This is a genomic window from Enterobacter sp. FW301-JW81, assembly GCF_058788735.1.
Genome location: NZ_JBYTBA010000004.1, coordinates 182,816 through 199,746 on the forward strand (window position 1 = coordinate 182,816; position 16,931 = coordinate 199,746).

A 16,931-nucleotide genomic window follows, 5' to 3' on the forward strand; every position below is an offset into this window, starting at 1 on the left:
CCCGGCCTACAAGTGTCGGCATATTCGGTAGGCCGGGTAAGCTACGCGTCACCCGGCATTGATGCTTACGCCTGCTCTTTCGCGGCTGGTTTCGGCAGGAAGCCTTCCAGCACGATTAACGCCGCACCGATGCAAATTGCGCTATCGGCGAGGTTAAAGGTCGCGAAGTGCCAGTCGCCGACGTAGAAGTCGATCATATCGACCACAAAGCCGTGCCACAGGCGGTCAAACAGGTTGCCCAGCGCGCCTCCAATGATCAGCGCGTAGGCGATGTTATTCAGCTTTTGCGTCGCCTTTGAGCGGTACATCAGCACTGCCAGGATCACGCAGATACCGAGAGCGATACCCGCAAAGAACCAGCGCTGCCAGCCACCGCTGTCGGCCAGGAAACTGAACGCCGCGCCGTAGTTACGCGCGTAGTGCAGGTTAAGCGACGGGAACAGCGGGACCGTATCCCCCAGAGCAAAATTCTGGAGGATCAGGAACTTGCTGCCCAGATCGATAATCAGCACCACCACAACCAGCCACAGCCAGCGCAGTCCTGTTGAACAGAGAGTTTTACTCATCAGGCAAACTTACGTTTTTCGCCGTCACCGGCGACGTTGCTTACACAGCGTCCGCAGATGTCTGCGTGTTCCGCCACCTGACCGACATCGGTAGTGTAATGCCAGCAGCGCGGGCATTTCTCACCGTCGGCTTTGCTCAGCGCGACTTTCAGTCCTTTGAGCAGCTCGCTCTGCTGAGCATCAGCAGAAGCTTCGGCATAATCCGCAACTTTCGCGCCGGAGGTCAACAGGACAAATCGTAATTCATCGCCCAGCGCCGTCAGTTTAGCCGCCAGCTCCGGTTCCGCGTACAGCGTGACCGTTGCTTCCAGAGAACCACCGACTTTCTTGTCAGCACGCGCCTGCTCGATAACCTTGTTCACTTCGCCACGTACTTTCAGCAGCTCGTCCCAGAAGGCATCGTTCATCGCTTCAGTGCTGGAGAGATCGAACAGACCTTCGTACCATTCGCCGGTGAAGACATATTTCTCGCGGTCGCCCGGCAGATAGCCCCAGATTTCATCCGCGGTGAAGGACATGATCGGCGCCATCCAGCGAACCAGCGCTTCTGCGATGTGGAACAGCGCGGTCTGGCAGCTACGACGCGCCACGCTGTCCGCTTTCGCGGTGTACTGGCGGTCTTTGATGATGTCGAGGTAGAACGAGCCCATCTCGATGGAGCAGAAGCGCATCAGGCGCTGCACCACTTCGTGGAAGTCGTAAGACTCATAGGCCTTCAGGATATCGTCCTGCGCCGCTTTCGCGCAGCCTACCGCCCAGCGGTCCAGCACGACCATCTCTTCCGGTTTCACCATGTCTTTTGCCGGATCAAACCCGTTCAGGTTCGCCAGCAGGAAGCGCGCGGTGTTACGGATACGACGATAGCTGTCGGCAGCACGTTTCAGGATCTCGTCAGATACCGCCATTTCGCCGGTGTAGTCGGTGGAGGCCACCCACAGACGCAGAATATCTGCGCCCAGTTTGTTCATCACATCCTGCGGAGAAACGGTGTTACCGATAGATTTGGACATCTTGCGGCCCTGACCATCCACGGTGAAGCCGTGGGTCAGTACCTGACGGTAAGGAGCTTTGCCTTTCATGGCGGTGGAAATCATCAGGGATGACATGAACCAGCCGCGGTGTTGGTCAGACCCTTCCAGATACATGTCGGCGGCGTGACCGGAAAACTCCGGACGCACGTCAACCACGGAGGAGTGGGTAGACCCGGAGTCGAACCACACGTCCAGGGTATCCGGCACTTTCTCGTAGCTGTCTGCGTCAGCGCCCAGGATGTCGCGGGAGTCGAGATCCCACCACGCCTGAATACCGTCAACTTCGACGCGTTTCGCCACTTCTTCCATCAGTTCCAGGGTGTTCGGGTGCAGTTCTTGCGTCTCTTTATGCACGAACAGAGACATCGGCACGCCCCAGGTACGCTGACGGGAGATACACCAGTCAGGACGGTTAGCGACCATGGATTCGATACGCGCCTGGCCCCAGTCAGGGATCCACTGCACGCCTTTGATCTCTTTCAGGGACTGCGCACGCAGGCCTTTCTGATCCATGCTGATGAACCACTGCGGGGTCGCACGGAAGATGATCGGCGTTTTGTGGCGCCAGCAGCACGGATAGCTGTGCTGCATTTTCTCTACGTGCAGCAGCGCGCCGCTGGTGCGCAGCATATCCACGATGATGTCGTTGGCTTTAAAGACGTTGATACCGTCCAGCGCCGGGTAGGTGCCAGGCAGGTAAGAGCCGTCCGGGCCCACCGGGTTAGCGATTTCCAGACCGTACTTCAGGCTGATGCTGTAGTCATCAGGACCGTGGCCACCGGCGGTATGTACCGCACCGGTACCCGCGTCCAGGGTGACGTGGTCGCCGAGGATCGCCGGAACATCGAAGTCCAGGAACGGGTGTTTGAAGCGCATCAGCTCCAGCGCGTCACCTTTCACGGTGCCCAGCACGGTGTAGTCGGTGATATTCGCGCGTTTCAGCACGCTCTCAACCAGATCTTTCGCCAGGATAACTGCCTGACCTTCTACCTGCACCAGCGCATATTCGAACTCACCGGACAGGGAGATCGCGCGGTTAGCTGGCAGGGTCCACGGGGTGGTGGTCCAGATCACCAGCGAGATCGGGCCGTTTACCGAGGAGACGCCGAATTTAGCTTTCACCGCATCCTGATCCACCGCGTGGAACGCCACGTCGATAGACGGAGAGGTTTTGTCGTAATACTCCACTTCCGCTTCAGCCAGCGCAGAACGGCAGTCCACGCACCAGTGCACGGGCTTAGCGCCTTTATGCAGGTGGCCGTTACCGATGATTTTACCCAGCGCACGGATGATGTTGGCTTCAGTTTTGAAGTCCATGGTCAGGTACGGGTGCGACCAGTCGCCCAATACGCCCAGACGGATGAAGTCAGCGCGCTGACCGTCAACCTGCGTGGCTGCGTATTCGCGGCATTTCGCACGGAACTCTGCGGCGGTGAATTTCTCACCCGGTTTACCAAACTCTTGCTCTACTTTCAGCTCGATCGGCAGACCGTGGCAGTCCCAGCCCGGAACGTAAGGCGAGTCATATCCCGTGAGGCCTTTGGACTTCACGATAATGTCTTTCAGAATCTTGTTAACCGAGTGACCAATATGAATGCTGCCATTCGCATATGGAGGGCCATCATGCAGAATGAAGGTTTTCTTGCCTTTTTTGGCTGCACGAATGATGCCGTACAGGTCATCATCGGTCCAACGCGCCAGCATTCCCGGTTCGCGCTTGGCGAGATCGCCGCGCATCGGGAACCCTGTTTCCGGCAAATTCAGGGTTGATTTATAGTCACTCATCAGATTCTCGGTTCCGTATTTATCACGTAGGCATTTAAGCCGGGTTCAAAGCCCAAAAAACTCGCGGGCCGTCAATTCATCACGCGCAATTTGCGCTTTGAGTTCATCCAGCGAACCAAATCGCTGCTCGTTGCGTATTTTTTTACGCAGTATCACATCTATATGGCGACCATAAAGGTCCATTACAACGTCCAGCAGGTGCACTTCTAACTGTTGACGCACACCGGCGACGGTAGGACGCGTACCAATGTTGGCGACGCCATAAAATGGCTTATCGCCCAGTCCTGCCACTTCTACCGCATAGACCCCTTTAACCGGGGAAACCTGACGACGCAGCGGTATATTCGCCGTCGGGAAACCAATGGTGCGGCCGAGCGCGTCGCCATGGACAACGCGGCCTGAAATGGTGAACGGATGCCCCAGCAGGGTTTCTGCCGTATCCAGTTCATCATTGGCCAGCGCCTGACGTACTGCCGTGCTGCTGACGCGCACGCCGCCTTCACAGAAGGTCATCGCACTGGTGACGTCAAAGCCGTATTCCAGGCCAGCCTTCTGTAATAGCAAGAAATCACCCTGACGACCAGCGCCAAAGCGGAAATCATCCCCCACGGCAAGAAACTGCACGCCAAGACGCTCAACCAGCAGGTCACTGACAAAATTTTGTGCTGTCAGCGCGGCAAAGCGACGATCGAAACGTACGCACAATACGTAGTCCACGCCGGACTCCGCCAGATAGCGCAGCTTCTCGCGCAGGCGGGTGAGACGGGCGGGAGATTTATCGCCCGCGAACAGCTCCAGCGGCTGCGGTTCGAAAATCATCACTACCACGGGCAGGCCGCGGGCCTCCCCTTCTTTACGCAATCCCTGCAACAGCGCCTGATGACCACGATGCACGCCGTCGAAATTACCAATTGTCAGCACGCACCCGTGCGGTGCTCTGCTGAGATTATGTATGCCGCGTATCAGCTTCATGTCTGGCTCAAAACAGTGAAAATCGCCAAAGTATACCTTGTACAGCGGTTAAGGTTAACCGGCGATTGTTCGTGCAAAACAGAAAGCCGTAATGATTTCATCAGGCTGACCTTTCGCAGCGAAAAAATCTGCTCGTGAACTGCGATTTTTATGCCGAAAGGCTGTATTCAGAGAAGACAAGCTGGTAGAATCCTGCGCCATCACTACGTAACGTAGCGTCGCTAATTAACGGCGCTTATTTGCACAAATCCATTGACAAAAGAAGGCAAAGAGGGCATATTCCTCGGCCTTTGAATTGTCCACATAGATCATATTTGGGAGTTGGACTTGGCTAATATCAAATCAGCTAAGAAACGTGCCGTTCAGTCTGAAAAGGCTCGTAAGCACAACGCAAGCCGTCGCTCTATGATGCGTACCTTCATCAAGAAAGTATACGCAGCAATTGAAGCTGGCGATAAAGCTGCAGCGCAGAACGCATTTAACGAAATGCAACCAATCGTGGATCGTCAGGCTGCTAAAGGTCTGATCCACAAAAACAAAGCAGCGCGTCATAAAGCAAACCTGACCGCGCAGATCAACAAACTGGCTTAATCGCTACTTGTTGTTGCTTGTTTAAAGAACCCGCTTAACGCGGGTTTTTTTATGCCTTCAGATTGCCGGTGGTGTAAACAGCGCCGAGTAGTCACGGTTACAGATACGCTGCACCGCCGGGTGCTGAATCATCCTTTCCGCAAAAATCGCGTGATACTCCTCCATCACGTTATCGACCCGACCAATCTCCGTAATCCTGTTATCTGAATAGAGATCGTGCGCGTACAGCGTCGGTGCAACGAAGATAGCATTGTGCGCTTCGCCAAAGGCTTTCATCAGCGCCGCGTCGTCGAACTCGCCGAGGATCTCAACGTTCAGGCCCTGTGAGTTAAACCAGTTCAGCAGCTTGCGTCCCAGCATGGAACGCCTTCCCGGTATCAGCAGGCGACGCTCTTCCAGGCAGGCCGGGAAGGGTTTTTCCGGCGGCGGGTTAATACACCAGAAGCTCACGCCGCATTCACCAATCTTCACCGAGAACAGCCCTTCCTGCTGCGTGGAGTCGATCGGACAATCGGAGATAATCATGTCCAGCTTGTGCTGGCTCAGCTGTTCCAGCAGCATCTCGTGGGTGGATTCAAAGCAGCGCAGGTGGATTTGCTCATCTTCTACCACGGCCGCATCCAGCACGCCGCTCACCAGCCGCTTGGACAGCGCGTCCGCCACGCCGACATCAAAGAGCAGGTTCGACTCTTTGCGGTAGTTGACGATATCCAGCATCTCCTGGCTCAGGGTGAACATTTTATCCGCGTAGCGGAAAACCAGCTCGCCCAGTTCGCTGGGTTCAATCCCACGCCCCTTACGCTTGAACAGCTTGCCCTGCAAACGTTCTTCCAGCGCCTTGATCTGCCCGGTGATCGTTTGCGGCGTCAGGTAAAGGGCCTCTGCCGCCCCGACCACCGAGCCCTGTTTGTAGACGTGCCAGAAGTAGTAAAGATGGTTGTAATTTAAATGAGACATCGCGTCTTCTCTCCCTGAGTGTGTATCGGGAGAAGGATCCCCTCCTCCCGGCTTTCCGTTATGCCTGGACGGCCTGTCCGGACAATTTCACCTTCAATAAGGTATAACCGATCACCGCGGCCAGTAATGACCCGATGAGAATGCCGAGTTTAGCCCAGACGATAAGCTCAGGCGCATGCGCGCCAAACGCCAGCGTCGAGATAAAGATCGACATCGTAAACCCGATTCCGCACAGCACGCCAACGGCCATAATCTGCGTAAACGTGGTGCCGTGCGGCAATGAAGCCAGCTTCAGCTTCGTCGCCAGCCAGCAGAAAAGGCTAATGCCCAGCGGCTTACCGATAAACAGCCCGGCAATAATGCCCAGCGGCAGCACCGACGTCAGCCCGTCCAGCGTAACGCCGCCGAGGGAAACGCCCGCGTTGGCAAACGCAAACAGGGGCAGGATCATAAAGGCAACCCACGGATGCAGGACATGCTCCAGCTGTTTAGCGGGTGATTTGCCCTCCTGCGGCTTAAGCGGCACGAAGAAACCGACAATCACGCCTGCCAGCGTGGCATGCACGCCCGATTTCAACACCGCGGTCCACAGCACCATCCCCACGAGGATGTAGATACCGATGCGGCGAACATTAAAGACGTTCAGCAGCGCCAGGACCGCAATCGCTCCTGCGGCCACGCTCAAAGACAGAATCGACAGATCGCTGGTATAGAACAGCGCGATAATCACAATGGCGCCCAGGTCATCAATGATCGCCAGCGCCATCAGGAAGATTTTCAGGGCAACCGGCACGCGGCTTCCCAGTAGTGCCAGCACCCCGAGCGCAAAAGCGATATCCGTCGCTGCCGGGATTGCCCAGCCGTGACGTGCAATCGGATCCTGCCAGGTGAACGCCAGGAAGAGCAGCGCCGGAACCACCATCCCACCGAGCGCGGCAATCACCGGAAACGCCGCACGCTGGCGGCTGGCAAGCGAGCCCAGTACCAGCTCACGCTTCACCTCAAGCCCGACCAGCAGGAAAAACACCGCCATGAGCGCATCGTTGATCCACAGCAACATGTTCTTGTTGATTTCCAGCGCCCCGACCTTCAGCTCGACGGGCGTTTCCAGAAAAGCATGATACAGATCGCGGGTAAAGCCGACGTTTGCCAGCACCATCGCGGCCGCAGCGGCAATAATCAGGATCACGCCACCGGACGCTTCACTGCTAAAAAAACGGTGTAGTAATTTCACTTTAATTCTCTCTTTTACAACAATACCTCGATAAAACCATAATACCAAGCCCTATAACTCGGCAAAAACAGATTAATATTGAGTATAGATTCAGTTTTACCGAGCAATATCCACAAATAGAAAAAGCCCGGAATCACTTCCGGGCTTTTGCAAATGAAACCTGCTAACTGATTAGCGGGTCAAATCATCGAAGAATTTTTTGACGCCATCGAAGAAGCTTTTGGAGCGTGGGCTGTTTTTCTCACCCGTCGGGCCGCCAAAGCTTTCCTGCAGCTCTTTCAGCAGCTGTTTCTGCTTATCGTTCAGGCCGACCGGCGTTTCCACGACGACGCGGCACAGCAGGTCGCCCTGCGCACCACCGCGAACGGATTTCACGCCCTTCCCGCGCATGCGGAACAGCTTACCGGTTTGGGTTTCACCCGGGATCTTCAGATTGACGCGGCCATCCAGCGTAGGTACTTCGATTTCGCCACCGAGGGCAGCCATCGCGAAGTTGATCGGCACTTCACAGTACAGGTTGTTCCCTTCGCGCTCGAAGATAGCGTGCTGTTTCACCTGCACCTGAACGTACAGATCGCCTGCCGGTGCGCCGTGTTCGCCGGCTTCACCTTCACCAGCCAGACGGATGCGGTCGCCCGTATCCACGCCAGCCGGGATTTTAACGGACAGGGTCTTGGTTTTCTCAACGCGGCCGTGGCCGTGGCATTTGGTGCACGGATCTTTAATCAGCGTACCGCGACCGTGACAGTGAGGACAGGCCTGCTGTACGGCGAAGAAGCCCTGACGCATCTGTACCTGACCAGAGCCGTGACAGGTCGGACAGGTCTGCGGCTGGGTGCCCGCTTTCGCGCCGCTGCCGTGGCAGACGTCACACTCTTCCAGCGTCGGGATACGGATCTCTTTGGTGACGCCGCGAACGGCCTCTTCCAGCGACAGCTCCATGTTGTAGCGCAGGTCCGCGCCGCGCGCCGCGCGCTGACGACCACGGCCACCGCCGAAGATATCGCCAAACACATCGCCAAAGATATCGCTGAAGTCAGCGCCGCCGCCAAAGCCGCCGCCGCCGAATCCACCGCCGCCCATGCCGCCCTGTTCAAAGGCTGCGTGACCATACTGGTCATAGGCCGCACGTTTTTGTGCATCGGTCAGGACTTCGTAGGCTTCTTTGATCTCTTTAAATTTGGCTTCAGCCTCTTTGTCACCCTGGTTACGGTCCGGGTGGAATTTCATGGCCAGGCGCTTATACGCCTTTTTGATTTCACGCTCTTCCGCAGTTTTCGGAACGCCTAAAATCTCGTAATAGTCTTGCTTTGCCATTGGTTTTTTTAAGCCCCTTAACATGCGAGCACGGGCGTGGAGAGTTCTCCTACGCCCGTGCCGATTAATTACCCTGCATCAGGGCGATTATTTTTTATCTTTAACTTCTTCGAACTCAGCGTCGACAACGTCGTCGTCTTTCGCGTTGTTCGCCGAAGCGTCAGCGCCCGCCTGCTGTTGAGCGTGCTGCTGCTGAGCGATTTCCATCAGCTTCTGAGAAGCCTGCGCCAGCTCCTGCATCTTCGCTTCGATATCCGCTTTGTCTTCACCTTTCAGTGAAGATTCCAGCGCGCTCAGTGCAGCTTCGATAGCAGTCTTGTCTTCCGCTGGCAGTTTATCGCCTGCTTCTTCAACCTGCTTACGGGTGCTGTGCAGCAGATGGTCACCCTGGTTACGGGTCTGAACCAGCTCTTCGAACTTACGGTCGGATTCAGCGTTAGCTTCGGCATCGCGAACCATTTTTTCGATTTCCGCTTCGTTCAGGCCAGAAGATGCCTTGATGGTGATCTTCTGCTCTTTACCGCTGTTTTTGTCTTTCGCAGACACGTGCAGGATACCGTCAGCATCGATGTCGAAGGTCACTTCGATCTGCGGCATGCCGCGCGGTGCCGGGTTAATACCGTCCAGGTTGAACTGACCCAGAGATTTGTTATCCGCCGCACGCTTACGCTCACCCTGAATCACATGGATGGTTACCGCAGACTGGTTGTCTTCAGCGGTAGAGAACACCTGGCTGTGCTTCGTCGGGATGGTGGTGTTTTTGTTGATGAGTGGAGTCATCACACCGCCCATGGTTTCGATACCCAGAGACAGCGGGGTAACGTCCAGCAGCAGTACGTCTTTCACTTCACCAGTCAGTACGCCACCCTGAACCGCAGCACCGATAGCAACCGCTTCGTCCGGGTTAACGTCTTTACGTGGCTCTTTACCAAAGAACTCAGCCACTTTCTTCTGAACCATTGGCATACGCGTCTGACCACCAACCAGGATAACGTCCTGGATGTCAGAGACGGACAGACCAGCGTCCTGCAGGGCAACTTTCAGCGGCTCGATAGAACGGTTCACCAGGTCTTCTACCAGGCTTTCCAGTTTCGCACGGGTCACTTTGATGTTCATGTGTTTAGGACCGGTCGCGTCTGCAGTGATGTACGGCAGGTTCACGTCGGTCTGCTGAGCGGAAGACAGTTCGATCTTCGCTTTCTCAGCGGCTTCTTTCAGGCGCTGCATAGCCAGCGGGTCGTTACGCAGGTCAATGCCCTGATCTTTCTTGAACTCGTCAACGAGGTAGTTGATCAGACGGGTATCGAAGTCTTCACCACCCAGGTGAGTATCACCGTTGGTTGCCAGAACTTCGAAGGTTTTTTCGCCGTCAACTTCGTCGATTTCGATAATAGAGATATCGAAGGTACCACCGCCGAGGTCGTAAACCGCGATAGTGCGGTTGCCCACTTCTTTATCCAGACCGTAAGCCAGCGCAGCCGCGGTTGGTTCGTTGATGATACGTTTTACTTCCAGACCTGCGATACGGCCAGCATCTTTAGTTGCCTGACGCTGAGCATCATTGAAGTATGCAGGAACGGTGATAACAGCTTCAGTTACCGGCTCACCCAGGTAATCTTCAGCGGTTTTCTTCATTTTCTTCAGCACTTCAGCAGAAATCTGCGGTGGTGCAGTTTTGGTGCCTTTCACATCAAGCCATGCATCGCCGTTATCTGCCGCGATGATTTTGTAAGGCATGATGGAAACGTCACGCTGAACTTCTTCGTCCTGGAAGCGGCGACCGATCAGGCGTTTAATCGCAAACAGGGTGTTTTGCGGGTTTGTCACTGCCTGACGTTTAGCCGGCTGACCAACCAGAGTTTCACCATCCTGGGTATAAGCAATGATAGAAGGCGTGGTGCGATCGCCCTCGGCGTTCTCCAGCACGCGTGCAGTAGTGCCATCCATAATCGCTACACAAGAGTTGGTAGTACCCAGGTCGATACCAATAATTTTACCCATCTAAACGTCTCCACTAAAAATTCAGTCAACATGTGGTTGTGTACCTGTAATAAGGGCAGAACGTGCTTTTTCAACTGCCCAGATTTGATTTTTTTCAGGTCCACACACTGCGGTTGCTTACAAGATGGGGTCGCAACGTCGTCCATCAAGGGGGAAGGATAAAAAAATTTTTAATTTCACCCCGATGAGATCATAGACGCCATCGATTGCGCCCATTATGATGCCGCGCCCCGTCAGGGAGAACTGACGCGGGTTTAACCATTTCACCATATTAATGATGATTTTTTTGAGGACTTATGGGCAACACTAAGTTGGCTAATCCGGCTCCGCTGGGCCTGATGGGTTTTGGCATGACCACTATCCTGCTGAACCTGCACAATATCGGGATGTTCCCGATGGATGGCATCATCCTGGCGATGGGCATTTTTTACGGCGGTATCGCGCAAATCTTCGCGGGCCTGCTGGAATATAAGAAAGGCAACACCTTCGGCTTAACCGCCTTCACCTCTTATGGCTCTTTCTGGCTGACCCTGGTTGCCATTCTGCTGCTGCCTAAAATGGGCCTGGCAGACGCGGCAAATGCCCACTTCCTGGGCGTTTACCTGGGCCTTTGGGGCGTGTTCACCCTGTTCATGTTCTTCGGCACCCTGAAAGGTAACCGCGCGCTGCAGTTCGTCTTCCTGAGCCTGACCGTACTGTTCGCCCTGCTGGCGATTGGTCACCTGGTGGATAACGAAGGCATCGTTCACGTTGCAGGCTGGATTGGTCTGGTTTGCGGCGCAAGCGCTATCTACCTGGCAATGGGTGAAGTGCTGAACGAGCAGTTTGACCGCACCATTCTACCGATTGGTGAAAAACACTGATCCCTCTGTCGTGCCCGCCTCGCGGGCACGACATCCCCACGCCTGCCGAAGCCAAATTCCCAATACCAGCCCCATGACCGAAAGCGCGAGAACATACCAGGCGGGTGCCATCGGTGATACGCCCATCAGCACCGTGACCGCGATCGGCGTGAGTCCGCCAAAAATGGCATACGACACATTGTAAGAGAACGAGATGCCGGTGAAGCGAACCTCTGGCGGGAACGCACGTACCATGACATACGGCACCGCGCCGACAACCCCGACGCACAGCCCCACCACACCGTACAACACAAACAGCTGTTCAGGATGGCTACCCGCCAGGTGATAAAATGCCCAGCTGGACGCCGCCAGCAGCAGGCTGCCTGTGATGAAGGTCAGGCTCGGGCCAAAACGGTCGACCGCCAGCCCGGCAGCAAGACAGCCAAAGCAGAGCATAATGGTCGCGATACTGTTTGCCTGTAGCGTCACCGCCGGGGCGAATCCATACTGTTTCTGCAGCCAGACCGGCGACATTAATATCACCACGACAATGCCCGCCGAAAGCAGCCAGGTAAGAAGCATCGACACCACTACCGCTTTTTTATGGCGTACCACGACGGCTTTCACCGGCAGCTCCTGCGCCAGCGCTTTGCGCTGCTGCATCTCCAGGAAAATCGGTGTCTCCTGCAGCCAGCGACGCAGATACATCGCTACCAGACCAAACGCCCCGCCCAGCAGGAACGGAACACGCCAGCCCCAGTCGTGCACGGCCTGCGGCGTCATGCTGGTGTTGACAATCGTCGCCACCACCGACCCCAGCAAGATCCCGATGGTCAGGCCCGCCGTTAAGGTTCCACAGGCAATACCAATCCGGCGCGCCGGAACATGTTCCGCCACGAATACCCACGCGCCCGGCACTTCACCGCCAATCGCCGCGCCCTGAAGCACGCGCATCAGCAACAGCAGCAAAGGAGCAAGGATGCCCAGTGAGGCATAGGTGGGCAGCAGACCAATGGCCAGCGTGGGTACGGCCATCAGCAGAATGCTGAGGGTAAACATCTTCTTACGCCCTACCAGGTCGCCAAAGTGCGCCATCACAATGCCGCCCAGCGGACGCGCCAGATACCCTGCGGCAAAAATGCCGAAGGTTTGTACCTGACGCAGCCACTCGGGGATATCCGCCGGGAAGAAGAGCTCCCCCACCACGGCGGCGAAGAAGACGAAGATGATGAAATCGTAAAACTCCAGCGCGCCGCCTAAGGCCGCGAGCGTGAGAGTTTTATAGTCCTGTCGATTCAGAGGTCGGGTGTTATGTGACATAGCGAACCATTTAGCTTTTGTTGTGGATTTATTTTTACAGCTATCGTAAAGAAAAAATTACTATATCGTAAAAACCTTACCACGCCATCGCAGCTTCAGCTAATGTCACATAATCGTTATTTTCAGGAGATTGTTTCGCGGCGTGCGCTTTTAGGACGAAAAGCTGCTACCACTTTCTCGTCCGTCTCAACGTACGGCCCCTCCAGCAGCTGTATACAATACGGTACACTGGCGAATATACCGCGCACGATGACGCTGCCGTCTTCCGCTTTCAGCCCTTCCAGCGTCTCTTTGATCGACTTCGGCTGGCCCGGCAGGTTCAGAATCAACGCCTGTTTGCGGATTACGCCTACCTGACGGGAGAGAATGGCCGTCGGGACAAAGTGTAGACTGATCTGGCGCATCTGTTCGCCAAAGCCCGGCATTTCACGATCGGCGATAGCCAGCGTCGCGTCCGGCGTCACATCGCGGCGGGCAGGCCCCGTTCCCCCGGTGGTCAGCACCAGATGGCAGCTCATCTCATCAACCAGCTCACAAAGCGTCTGCTCAATGATCGGCTGTTCGTCTGGGATCAGGCGGGTCTGAATTTCAAAGGGGGTAGTCAGCGCGTTGCCAAGCCACTCTTCCAGAGCGGGGATGCCTTTATCCTGGTAAACACCGCTGGAGGCGCGGTCAGAAATCGACACTAAGCCGATGCGTAAGGTATTCATATCCATTCCATTCAAAGAGTACTGATTAAAGGGAATGATACACGCTGAGAGGAGATTCAGACAGGGTACGAAGGAAGACGCGTGACCGGGAGCCCGGTCACGCAGGATGATTACAGCAGGTCGCCGATCATTTTTTCCAGTTTGCCCTGGTCAACAGCAAACTTACGGATACCGTCCGCCAGTTTGTCTACCGCCATTGGATCCTGGTTGTGCTGCCACAGGAACTCGGATTCAGTGATGCGCTCAGGGCGTGCTTTCACTTCACCGGTGTAGGACAGTTTACGCTCCAGGGTACCTTCGCTTTCAGCCAGCTCTTTCAGCAGTGCAGGCGCGATGGTCAGGCGGTCACAGCCAGCCAACTCGATGATTTCACCGACGTTACGGAAGCTTGCGCCCATAACCACAGTCTCATAGCCGTGCTGTTTGTAGTATTCGTAGATTTCAGTCACGGAAACCACGCCTGGATCTTCAGCTGGTGCGTACTCTTTCTTGTCGGTGTTGGCTTTGTACCAGTCCAGAATACGGCCTACGAATGGAGAAATCAGGTACACGCCGGCTTCTGCACAGGCACGCGCCTGCGCGAAGGAGAACAGCAGGGTCAGGTTACAGTTGATACCGTCTTTTTCCAGCTGCTCTGCAGCGCGGATGCCCTGCCAGGTAGAAGCCAGTTTGATCAGGATACGGTCGTTGCTGATGCCCGCATCGTTGTACATTTTGATCAGACGTTTTGCTTTCGCGATAGACGCTTCGGTGTCGTAGGACAGACGCGCATCTACTTCAGTAGAGATACGGCCAGGAACCAGCTTCAGAATTTCCAGACCGATGTTTACTGCCAGTTTATCAGTGGCATCCACAACCTGCTGCGCGCGGTCGTTGCTCTGTGCTTTCGCCCAGGTCACTGCGTCGTCAATCAGTTTGCGATACTCAGGGATCTGTGCGGCGTTAAGAATCAGAGAAGGGTTAGTTGTGGCATCCTGCGGCTGGTACAGCTTCATTGCCGCGATATCTCCGGTGTCAGCTACGACAGTGGTGAACTGACGAAGGGAGGTCAATTTATCCGTCATGATAGTGTTTCTCTTTTAACGTGCCCTGGATAATTCACGCTACCGACAGCATGCCTGCAGCGGAAAAATGACAGGTTTACTTGTTAGGGGGATGTAACCGGTCTGCCCTGATGATAACACGACGGAGGGGTAGCGCAACCGCAGACAGTGCGCTTAGGCAGAGTATGATAAACTCGGAATATTAACAGGCTGCTAAGCAACAGCATGCCCAATCAGTGGTAGCGCTTACATATACACTTTGGCATCAACAAGAGGGACGTTAATGCCTGATTTCTTTTTCTTTATAAACGAAGTCCTGTGGGGCTCGATAATGATTTACCTGCTTCTGGGAGCAGGTATTTGGTTTACGCTACGCAGTGGGTTTATCCAGTTTCGCTATATCCGCAAGTTTGGCAGAAGTCTGAAAAACAGCGTCACGCCCCAGCCGGGCGGATTAACCTCATTCCAGGCGCTCTGTACCAGCCTTGCGGCACGCCTCGGCAGCGGGAATCTGGCGGGGGTCGCGCTGGCCATCAGCGCCGGTGGGCCTGGCGCGGTCTTCTGGATGTGGGTGACGGCGCTTCTCGGTATGGCCACCTCCTTCGCCGAAAGTTCGCTCGCGCAGCTCTACAAAGAAAAAGATAAGCTCGGCCAGTTTCGCGGCGGTCCTGCCTGGTACATGGCGCGTGGCTTAGGGATGCGCTGGATGGGCGTTCTGTTCTCGCTTTTTTTACTGCTCGCGTACGGTCTTATTTTTAATACCGTCCAGGCTAACTCGGTCGCCAATGCCCTGCGCTACGCCTTCGCGTGTCCGGAGTGGATCGCCGGTACCGTTTTAGCACTCATCGTTCTGCTCACCATTTCTACCGGCCTCAAAGGCATCGCCCGTCTCATGCAGTGGCTGGTTCCCATCATGGCTCTGCTCTGGATTGCCGCGAGCCTGTTCGTCGCCGCACTGCACGTCGACCAGGTTCCGGGCGTGATAGCGACCATCGTCAAAAGCGCCTTTGGCTGGCGTGAGGTTGCATCCGGCGCGCTGGGCTACACCTTCAGCCAGGCGCTGATGGCGGGGTTCCAGCGAGGCATGTTTTCCAATGAAGCCGGCATGGGGTCGACACCCAACGCCGCCGCCGCCGCCTCGTCGTGGCCGCCGCATCCTGCCGCGCAAGGTATTGTGCAGATGATTGGCGTCTTTACCGATACCATTGTTATCTGTTCCGCCAGCGCCATGATTTTGCTGCTGGCAGGCCCCGTGCCGCATTCGTCGGAAACCGCCGGAATACAGCTTCTCCAGCAGGCGCTGATGAGCCTGACCGGCGGCTGGGGAGCCGGATTTGTCTCGCTCATCCTGGCCTTGTTTGCCTTCAGCTCGATTGTGGTGAATTACCTCTACGCCGAAAATAACCTTATTTTCCTGAGGCTCGACTCCCGCGCCGCAATCGGAGCGCTGCGCCTGGGCGTCATACTGATGGTCGTCGCTGGCTCCCTCCTCAGCATGCCGCTGGTCTGGCAGCTGGCCGATATCATTATGGCGCTGATGGCAATCACGAACCTGACGGCGATCCTGCTACTTTCACCGGTTGTGACCCTGATTGCCAGAGACTACCTCCGTCAGCGCAAGCTGGGCATTCCGCCGGTATTTGATCCCGCTCGCTATCCCGACGTTAAGGCGCAGCTGGCTCCCGGCACGTGGGATGATTTGCCGCGGCAATAACAGCTATCGATCAATTCAGAGCGATTTTTTGCTAAAGTCGCTCTAAATTTCCCGCAAGGACTGGATATGCTGATTCTGATTTCACCTGCAAAAACGCTCGACTACCAGAGCCCGCTCGCCACCGAGCGCTATACCCAGCCTGAACTGCTGGACTACTCTCAACAGCTGATCCGCGAAGCGCGCAAACTCTCTGCGCCGCAAATCGCCTCGCTGATGAGCATCAGCGACAAGCTGGCAGACCTTAACGCGACCCGCTTTCACGAGTGGCACCCGGATTTCACCCCGGCTAACGCCCGCCAGGCCATTCTGGCGTTTAAGGGCGATGTCTATACCGGCCTGCAGGCGGAAGATTTTAGCGAAGCCGATTTCGATTTTGCCCAGCAGCATCTGCGCATGCTGTCGGGCCTGTATGGCGTACTGCGTCCGCTGGATCTGATGCAGCCGTATCGTCTGGAGATGGGGATTCGCCTGGCAAATGCCAAAGGCAAAGATCTGTACCATTTCTGGGGCGATATCATCACCGATAAGCTGAATGCGGCGCTGCACGCTCAGGGTGATAACGTGGTGATTAACCTGGCGTCTGATGAATACTACAAGTCGGTGAAACCGAAAAAGCTGGATGCGGAAATTATCAAGCCGGTGTTCCTCGACGAGAAGAACGGTAAGTTCAAAGTGATTAGCTTCTACGCCAAGAAAGCGCGCGGCCTGATGAGCCGCTTCATCATCCAGAACCGCCTGACGAAGCCGGAGCAACTGACCGCCTTTAACAGCGAAGGCTATTTCTTTGACGAGGCGTCGTCAGGGAAAGGCGAGCTGGTGTTTAAGCGCCACGAGCAGTAAAACAGCCC

The 16,931-nt window shown here is 55.6% G+C and carries 14 protein-coding genes and 1 pseudogene; 4 read left to right on the plus strand and 11 right to left on the minus strand.

Translation table 11 applies throughout. The features are described from left to right. Window positions 1–65 precede the first annotated feature (65 nt). The 4 genes and pseudogenes from lspA to AC3WOK_RS14285 form a co-directional block, all read right to left on the minus strand. Window positions 66–566, minus strand: coding sequence for a signal peptidase II (gene lspA, locus AC3WOK_RS14270; protein WP_047346316.1), 501 nt, complete (start codon window positions 564–566; stop codon window positions 66–68). Beyond that, complete coding sequence (gene ileS, locus AC3WOK_RS14275; protein ID WP_059312602.1) at window positions 566–3,382, minus strand: isoleucine--tRNA ligase; 2,817 nt, start codon at window positions 3,380–3,382, stop codon at window positions 566–568. Before ileS ends, lspA begins: the two co-directional genes overlap by 1 nt. Window positions 3,383–3,427: 45 nt before the next feature. Beyond that, window positions 3,428–4,354: a bifunctional riboflavin kinase/FAD synthetase gene (ribF, locus tag AC3WOK_RS14280; RefSeq protein ID WP_047346314.1), complete on the minus strand. Its 927-nt coding sequence runs from the start codon at window positions 4,352–4,354 to the stop codon at window positions 3,428–3,430. Window positions 4,355–4,361: 7 nt separating this feature from the next. Next, window positions 4,362–4,580: pseudogene (locus AC3WOK_RS14285) on the minus strand (DUF2575 domain-containing protein). 101 nt (window positions 4,581–4,681) lie between these two features. On the opposite strand from AC3WOK_RS14285, the gene rpsT reads away from it, so the two are divergent. Further along, window positions 4,682–4,945 carry a 30S ribosomal protein S20 gene (gene rpsT / locus AC3WOK_RS14290; RefSeq protein WP_003856458.1) on the plus strand — a complete coding sequence of 88 codons (264 nt, stop codon included), beginning with the start codon at window positions 4,682–4,684 and terminating at the stop codon, window positions 4,943–4,945. A 57-nt stretch (window positions 4,946–5,002) separates the two neighbouring features. On the opposite strand, the gene nhaR is transcribed toward rpsT, so the two are convergent. The 4 genes from nhaR to dnaK all read right to left on the minus strand — a co-directional run bounded on the left by nhaR (window position 5,003) and on the right by dnaK (window position 10,454). Next, window positions 5,003–5,902 (minus strand): transcriptional activator NhaR, encoded by a 900-nt coding sequence (gene nhaR, locus AC3WOK_RS14295; protein ID WP_063957460.1) that lies wholly within the window; start codon window positions 5,900–5,902, stop codon window positions 5,003–5,005. A gap of 58 nt (window positions 5,903–5,960) precedes the next feature. Further along, a complete protein-coding gene (gene nhaA / locus AC3WOK_RS14300) occupies window positions 5,961–7,136 on the minus strand; it encodes a Na+/H+ antiporter NhaA (RefSeq protein ID WP_059312604.1) in 1,176 nt (391 codons plus the stop codon). A gap of 171 nt (window positions 7,137–7,307) precedes the next feature. Continuing rightward, the gene (dnaJ, locus tag AC3WOK_RS14305; RefSeq protein WP_059312605.1) at window positions 7,308–8,453 is read right to left on the minus strand and encodes a molecular chaperone DnaJ; all 1,146 of its coding nucleotides are present in this window, start codon (window positions 8,451–8,453) and stop codon (window positions 7,308–7,310) included. An 87-nt stretch (window positions 8,454–8,540) separates the two neighbouring features. Beyond that, window positions 8,541–10,454 (minus strand): molecular chaperone DnaK, encoded by a 1,914-nt coding sequence (gene dnaK, locus AC3WOK_RS14310; RefSeq protein ID WP_059312606.1) that lies wholly within the window; start codon window positions 10,452–10,454, stop codon window positions 8,541–8,543. 296 nt (window positions 10,455–10,750) lie between these two features. Between dnaK and satP the strand changes: the two genes are divergently transcribed. Continuing rightward, window positions 10,751–11,317 carry an acetate uptake transporter gene (satP, locus tag AC3WOK_RS14315; protein ID WP_047346310.1) on the plus strand — a complete coding sequence of 189 codons (567 nt, stop codon included), beginning with the start codon at window positions 10,751–10,753 and terminating at the stop codon, window positions 11,315–11,317. On the opposite strand, the gene AC3WOK_RS14320 is transcribed toward satP, so the two are convergent. The 3 genes from AC3WOK_RS14320 to tal all read right to left on the minus strand — a co-directional run bounded on the left by AC3WOK_RS14320 (window position 11,294) and on the right by tal (window position 14,390). Next, window positions 11,294–12,616, minus strand: a complete 1,323-nt coding sequence (locus tag AC3WOK_RS14320) for an MFS transporter (protein WP_492354704.1) — start codon at window positions 12,614–12,616, stop codon at window positions 11,294–11,296. The two genes, satP and AC3WOK_RS14320, sit on opposite strands and share 24 nt — an antisense overlap. Before the next feature lie 122 nt (window positions 12,617–12,738). Next, entirely contained in the window at window positions 12,739–13,326 is a 588-nt protein-coding gene (gene mog, locus AC3WOK_RS14325; RefSeq protein ID WP_492354705.1) for a molybdopterin adenylyltransferase, read from the minus strand. Between the two features lie 110 nt (window positions 13,327–13,436). Beyond that, window positions 13,437–14,390, minus strand: coding sequence for a transaldolase (tal, locus tag AC3WOK_RS14330; RefSeq protein ID WP_023334458.1), 954 nt, complete (start codon window positions 14,388–14,390; stop codon window positions 13,437–13,439). 262 nt (window positions 14,391–14,652) lie between these two features. Between tal and AC3WOK_RS14335 the strand changes: the two genes are divergently transcribed. Next, window positions 14,653–16,083 (plus strand): alanine/glycine:cation symporter family protein, encoded by a 1,431-nt coding sequence (locus AC3WOK_RS14335; RefSeq protein WP_492354706.1) that lies wholly within the window; start codon window positions 14,653–14,655, stop codon window positions 16,081–16,083. A 66-nt stretch (window positions 16,084–16,149) separates the two neighbouring features. Then, a complete protein-coding gene (gene yaaA / locus AC3WOK_RS14340) occupies window positions 16,150–16,923 on the plus strand; it encodes a peroxide stress protein YaaA (RefSeq protein WP_059312609.1) in 774 nt (257 codons plus the stop codon). Window positions 16,924–16,931 lie beyond the last annotated feature (8 nt).

Excerpts from the sequence above, each read along its gene's own strand:
- tal (WP_023334458.1), bottom strand. The coding sequence starts at position 14,390 with ATGACGGATAAATTGACCTCCCTTCGTCAGTTCACCACTGTCGTAGCT.
- AC3WOK_RS14335 (WP_492354706.1), top strand. The coding sequence starts at position 14,653 with ATGCCTGATTTCTTTTTCTTTATAAACGAAGTCCTGTGGGGCTCGATA.
- dnaJ (WP_059312605.1), bottom strand. The coding sequence starts at position 8,453 with ATGGCAAAGCAAGACTATTACGAGATTTTAGGCGTTCCGAAAACTGCG.
- nhaR (WP_063957460.1), bottom strand. The coding sequence starts at position 5,902 with ATGTCTCATTTAAATTACAACCATCTTTACTACTTCTGGCACGTCTAC.
- mog (WP_492354705.1), bottom strand. The coding sequence starts at position 13,326 with ATGAATACCTTACGCATCGGCTTAGTGTCGATTTCTGACCGCGCCTCC.
- dnaK (WP_059312606.1), bottom strand. The coding sequence starts at position 10,454 with ATGGGTAAAATTATTGGTATCGACCTGGGTACTACCAACTCTTGTGTA.
- AC3WOK_RS14320 (WP_492354704.1), bottom strand. The coding sequence starts at position 12,616 with ATGTCACATAACACCCGACCTCTGAATCGACAGGACTATAAAACTCTC.
- ribF (WP_047346314.1), bottom strand. The coding sequence starts at position 4,354 with ATGAAGCTGATACGCGGCATACATAATCTCAGCAGAGCACCGCACGGG.
- lspA (WP_047346316.1), bottom strand. The coding sequence starts at position 566 with ATGAGTAAAACTCTCTGTTCAACAGGACTGCGCTGGCTGTGGCTGGTT.
- satP (WP_047346310.1), top strand. The coding sequence starts at position 10,751 with ATGGGCAACACTAAGTTGGCTAATCCGGCTCCGCTGGGCCTGATGGGT.
- yaaA (WP_059312609.1), top strand. The coding sequence starts at position 16,150 with ATGCTGATTCTGATTTCACCTGCAAAAACGCTCGACTACCAGAGCCCG.
- ileS (WP_059312602.1), bottom strand. The coding sequence starts at position 3,382 with ATGAGTGACTATAAATCAACCCTGAATTTGCCGGAAACAGGGTTCCCG.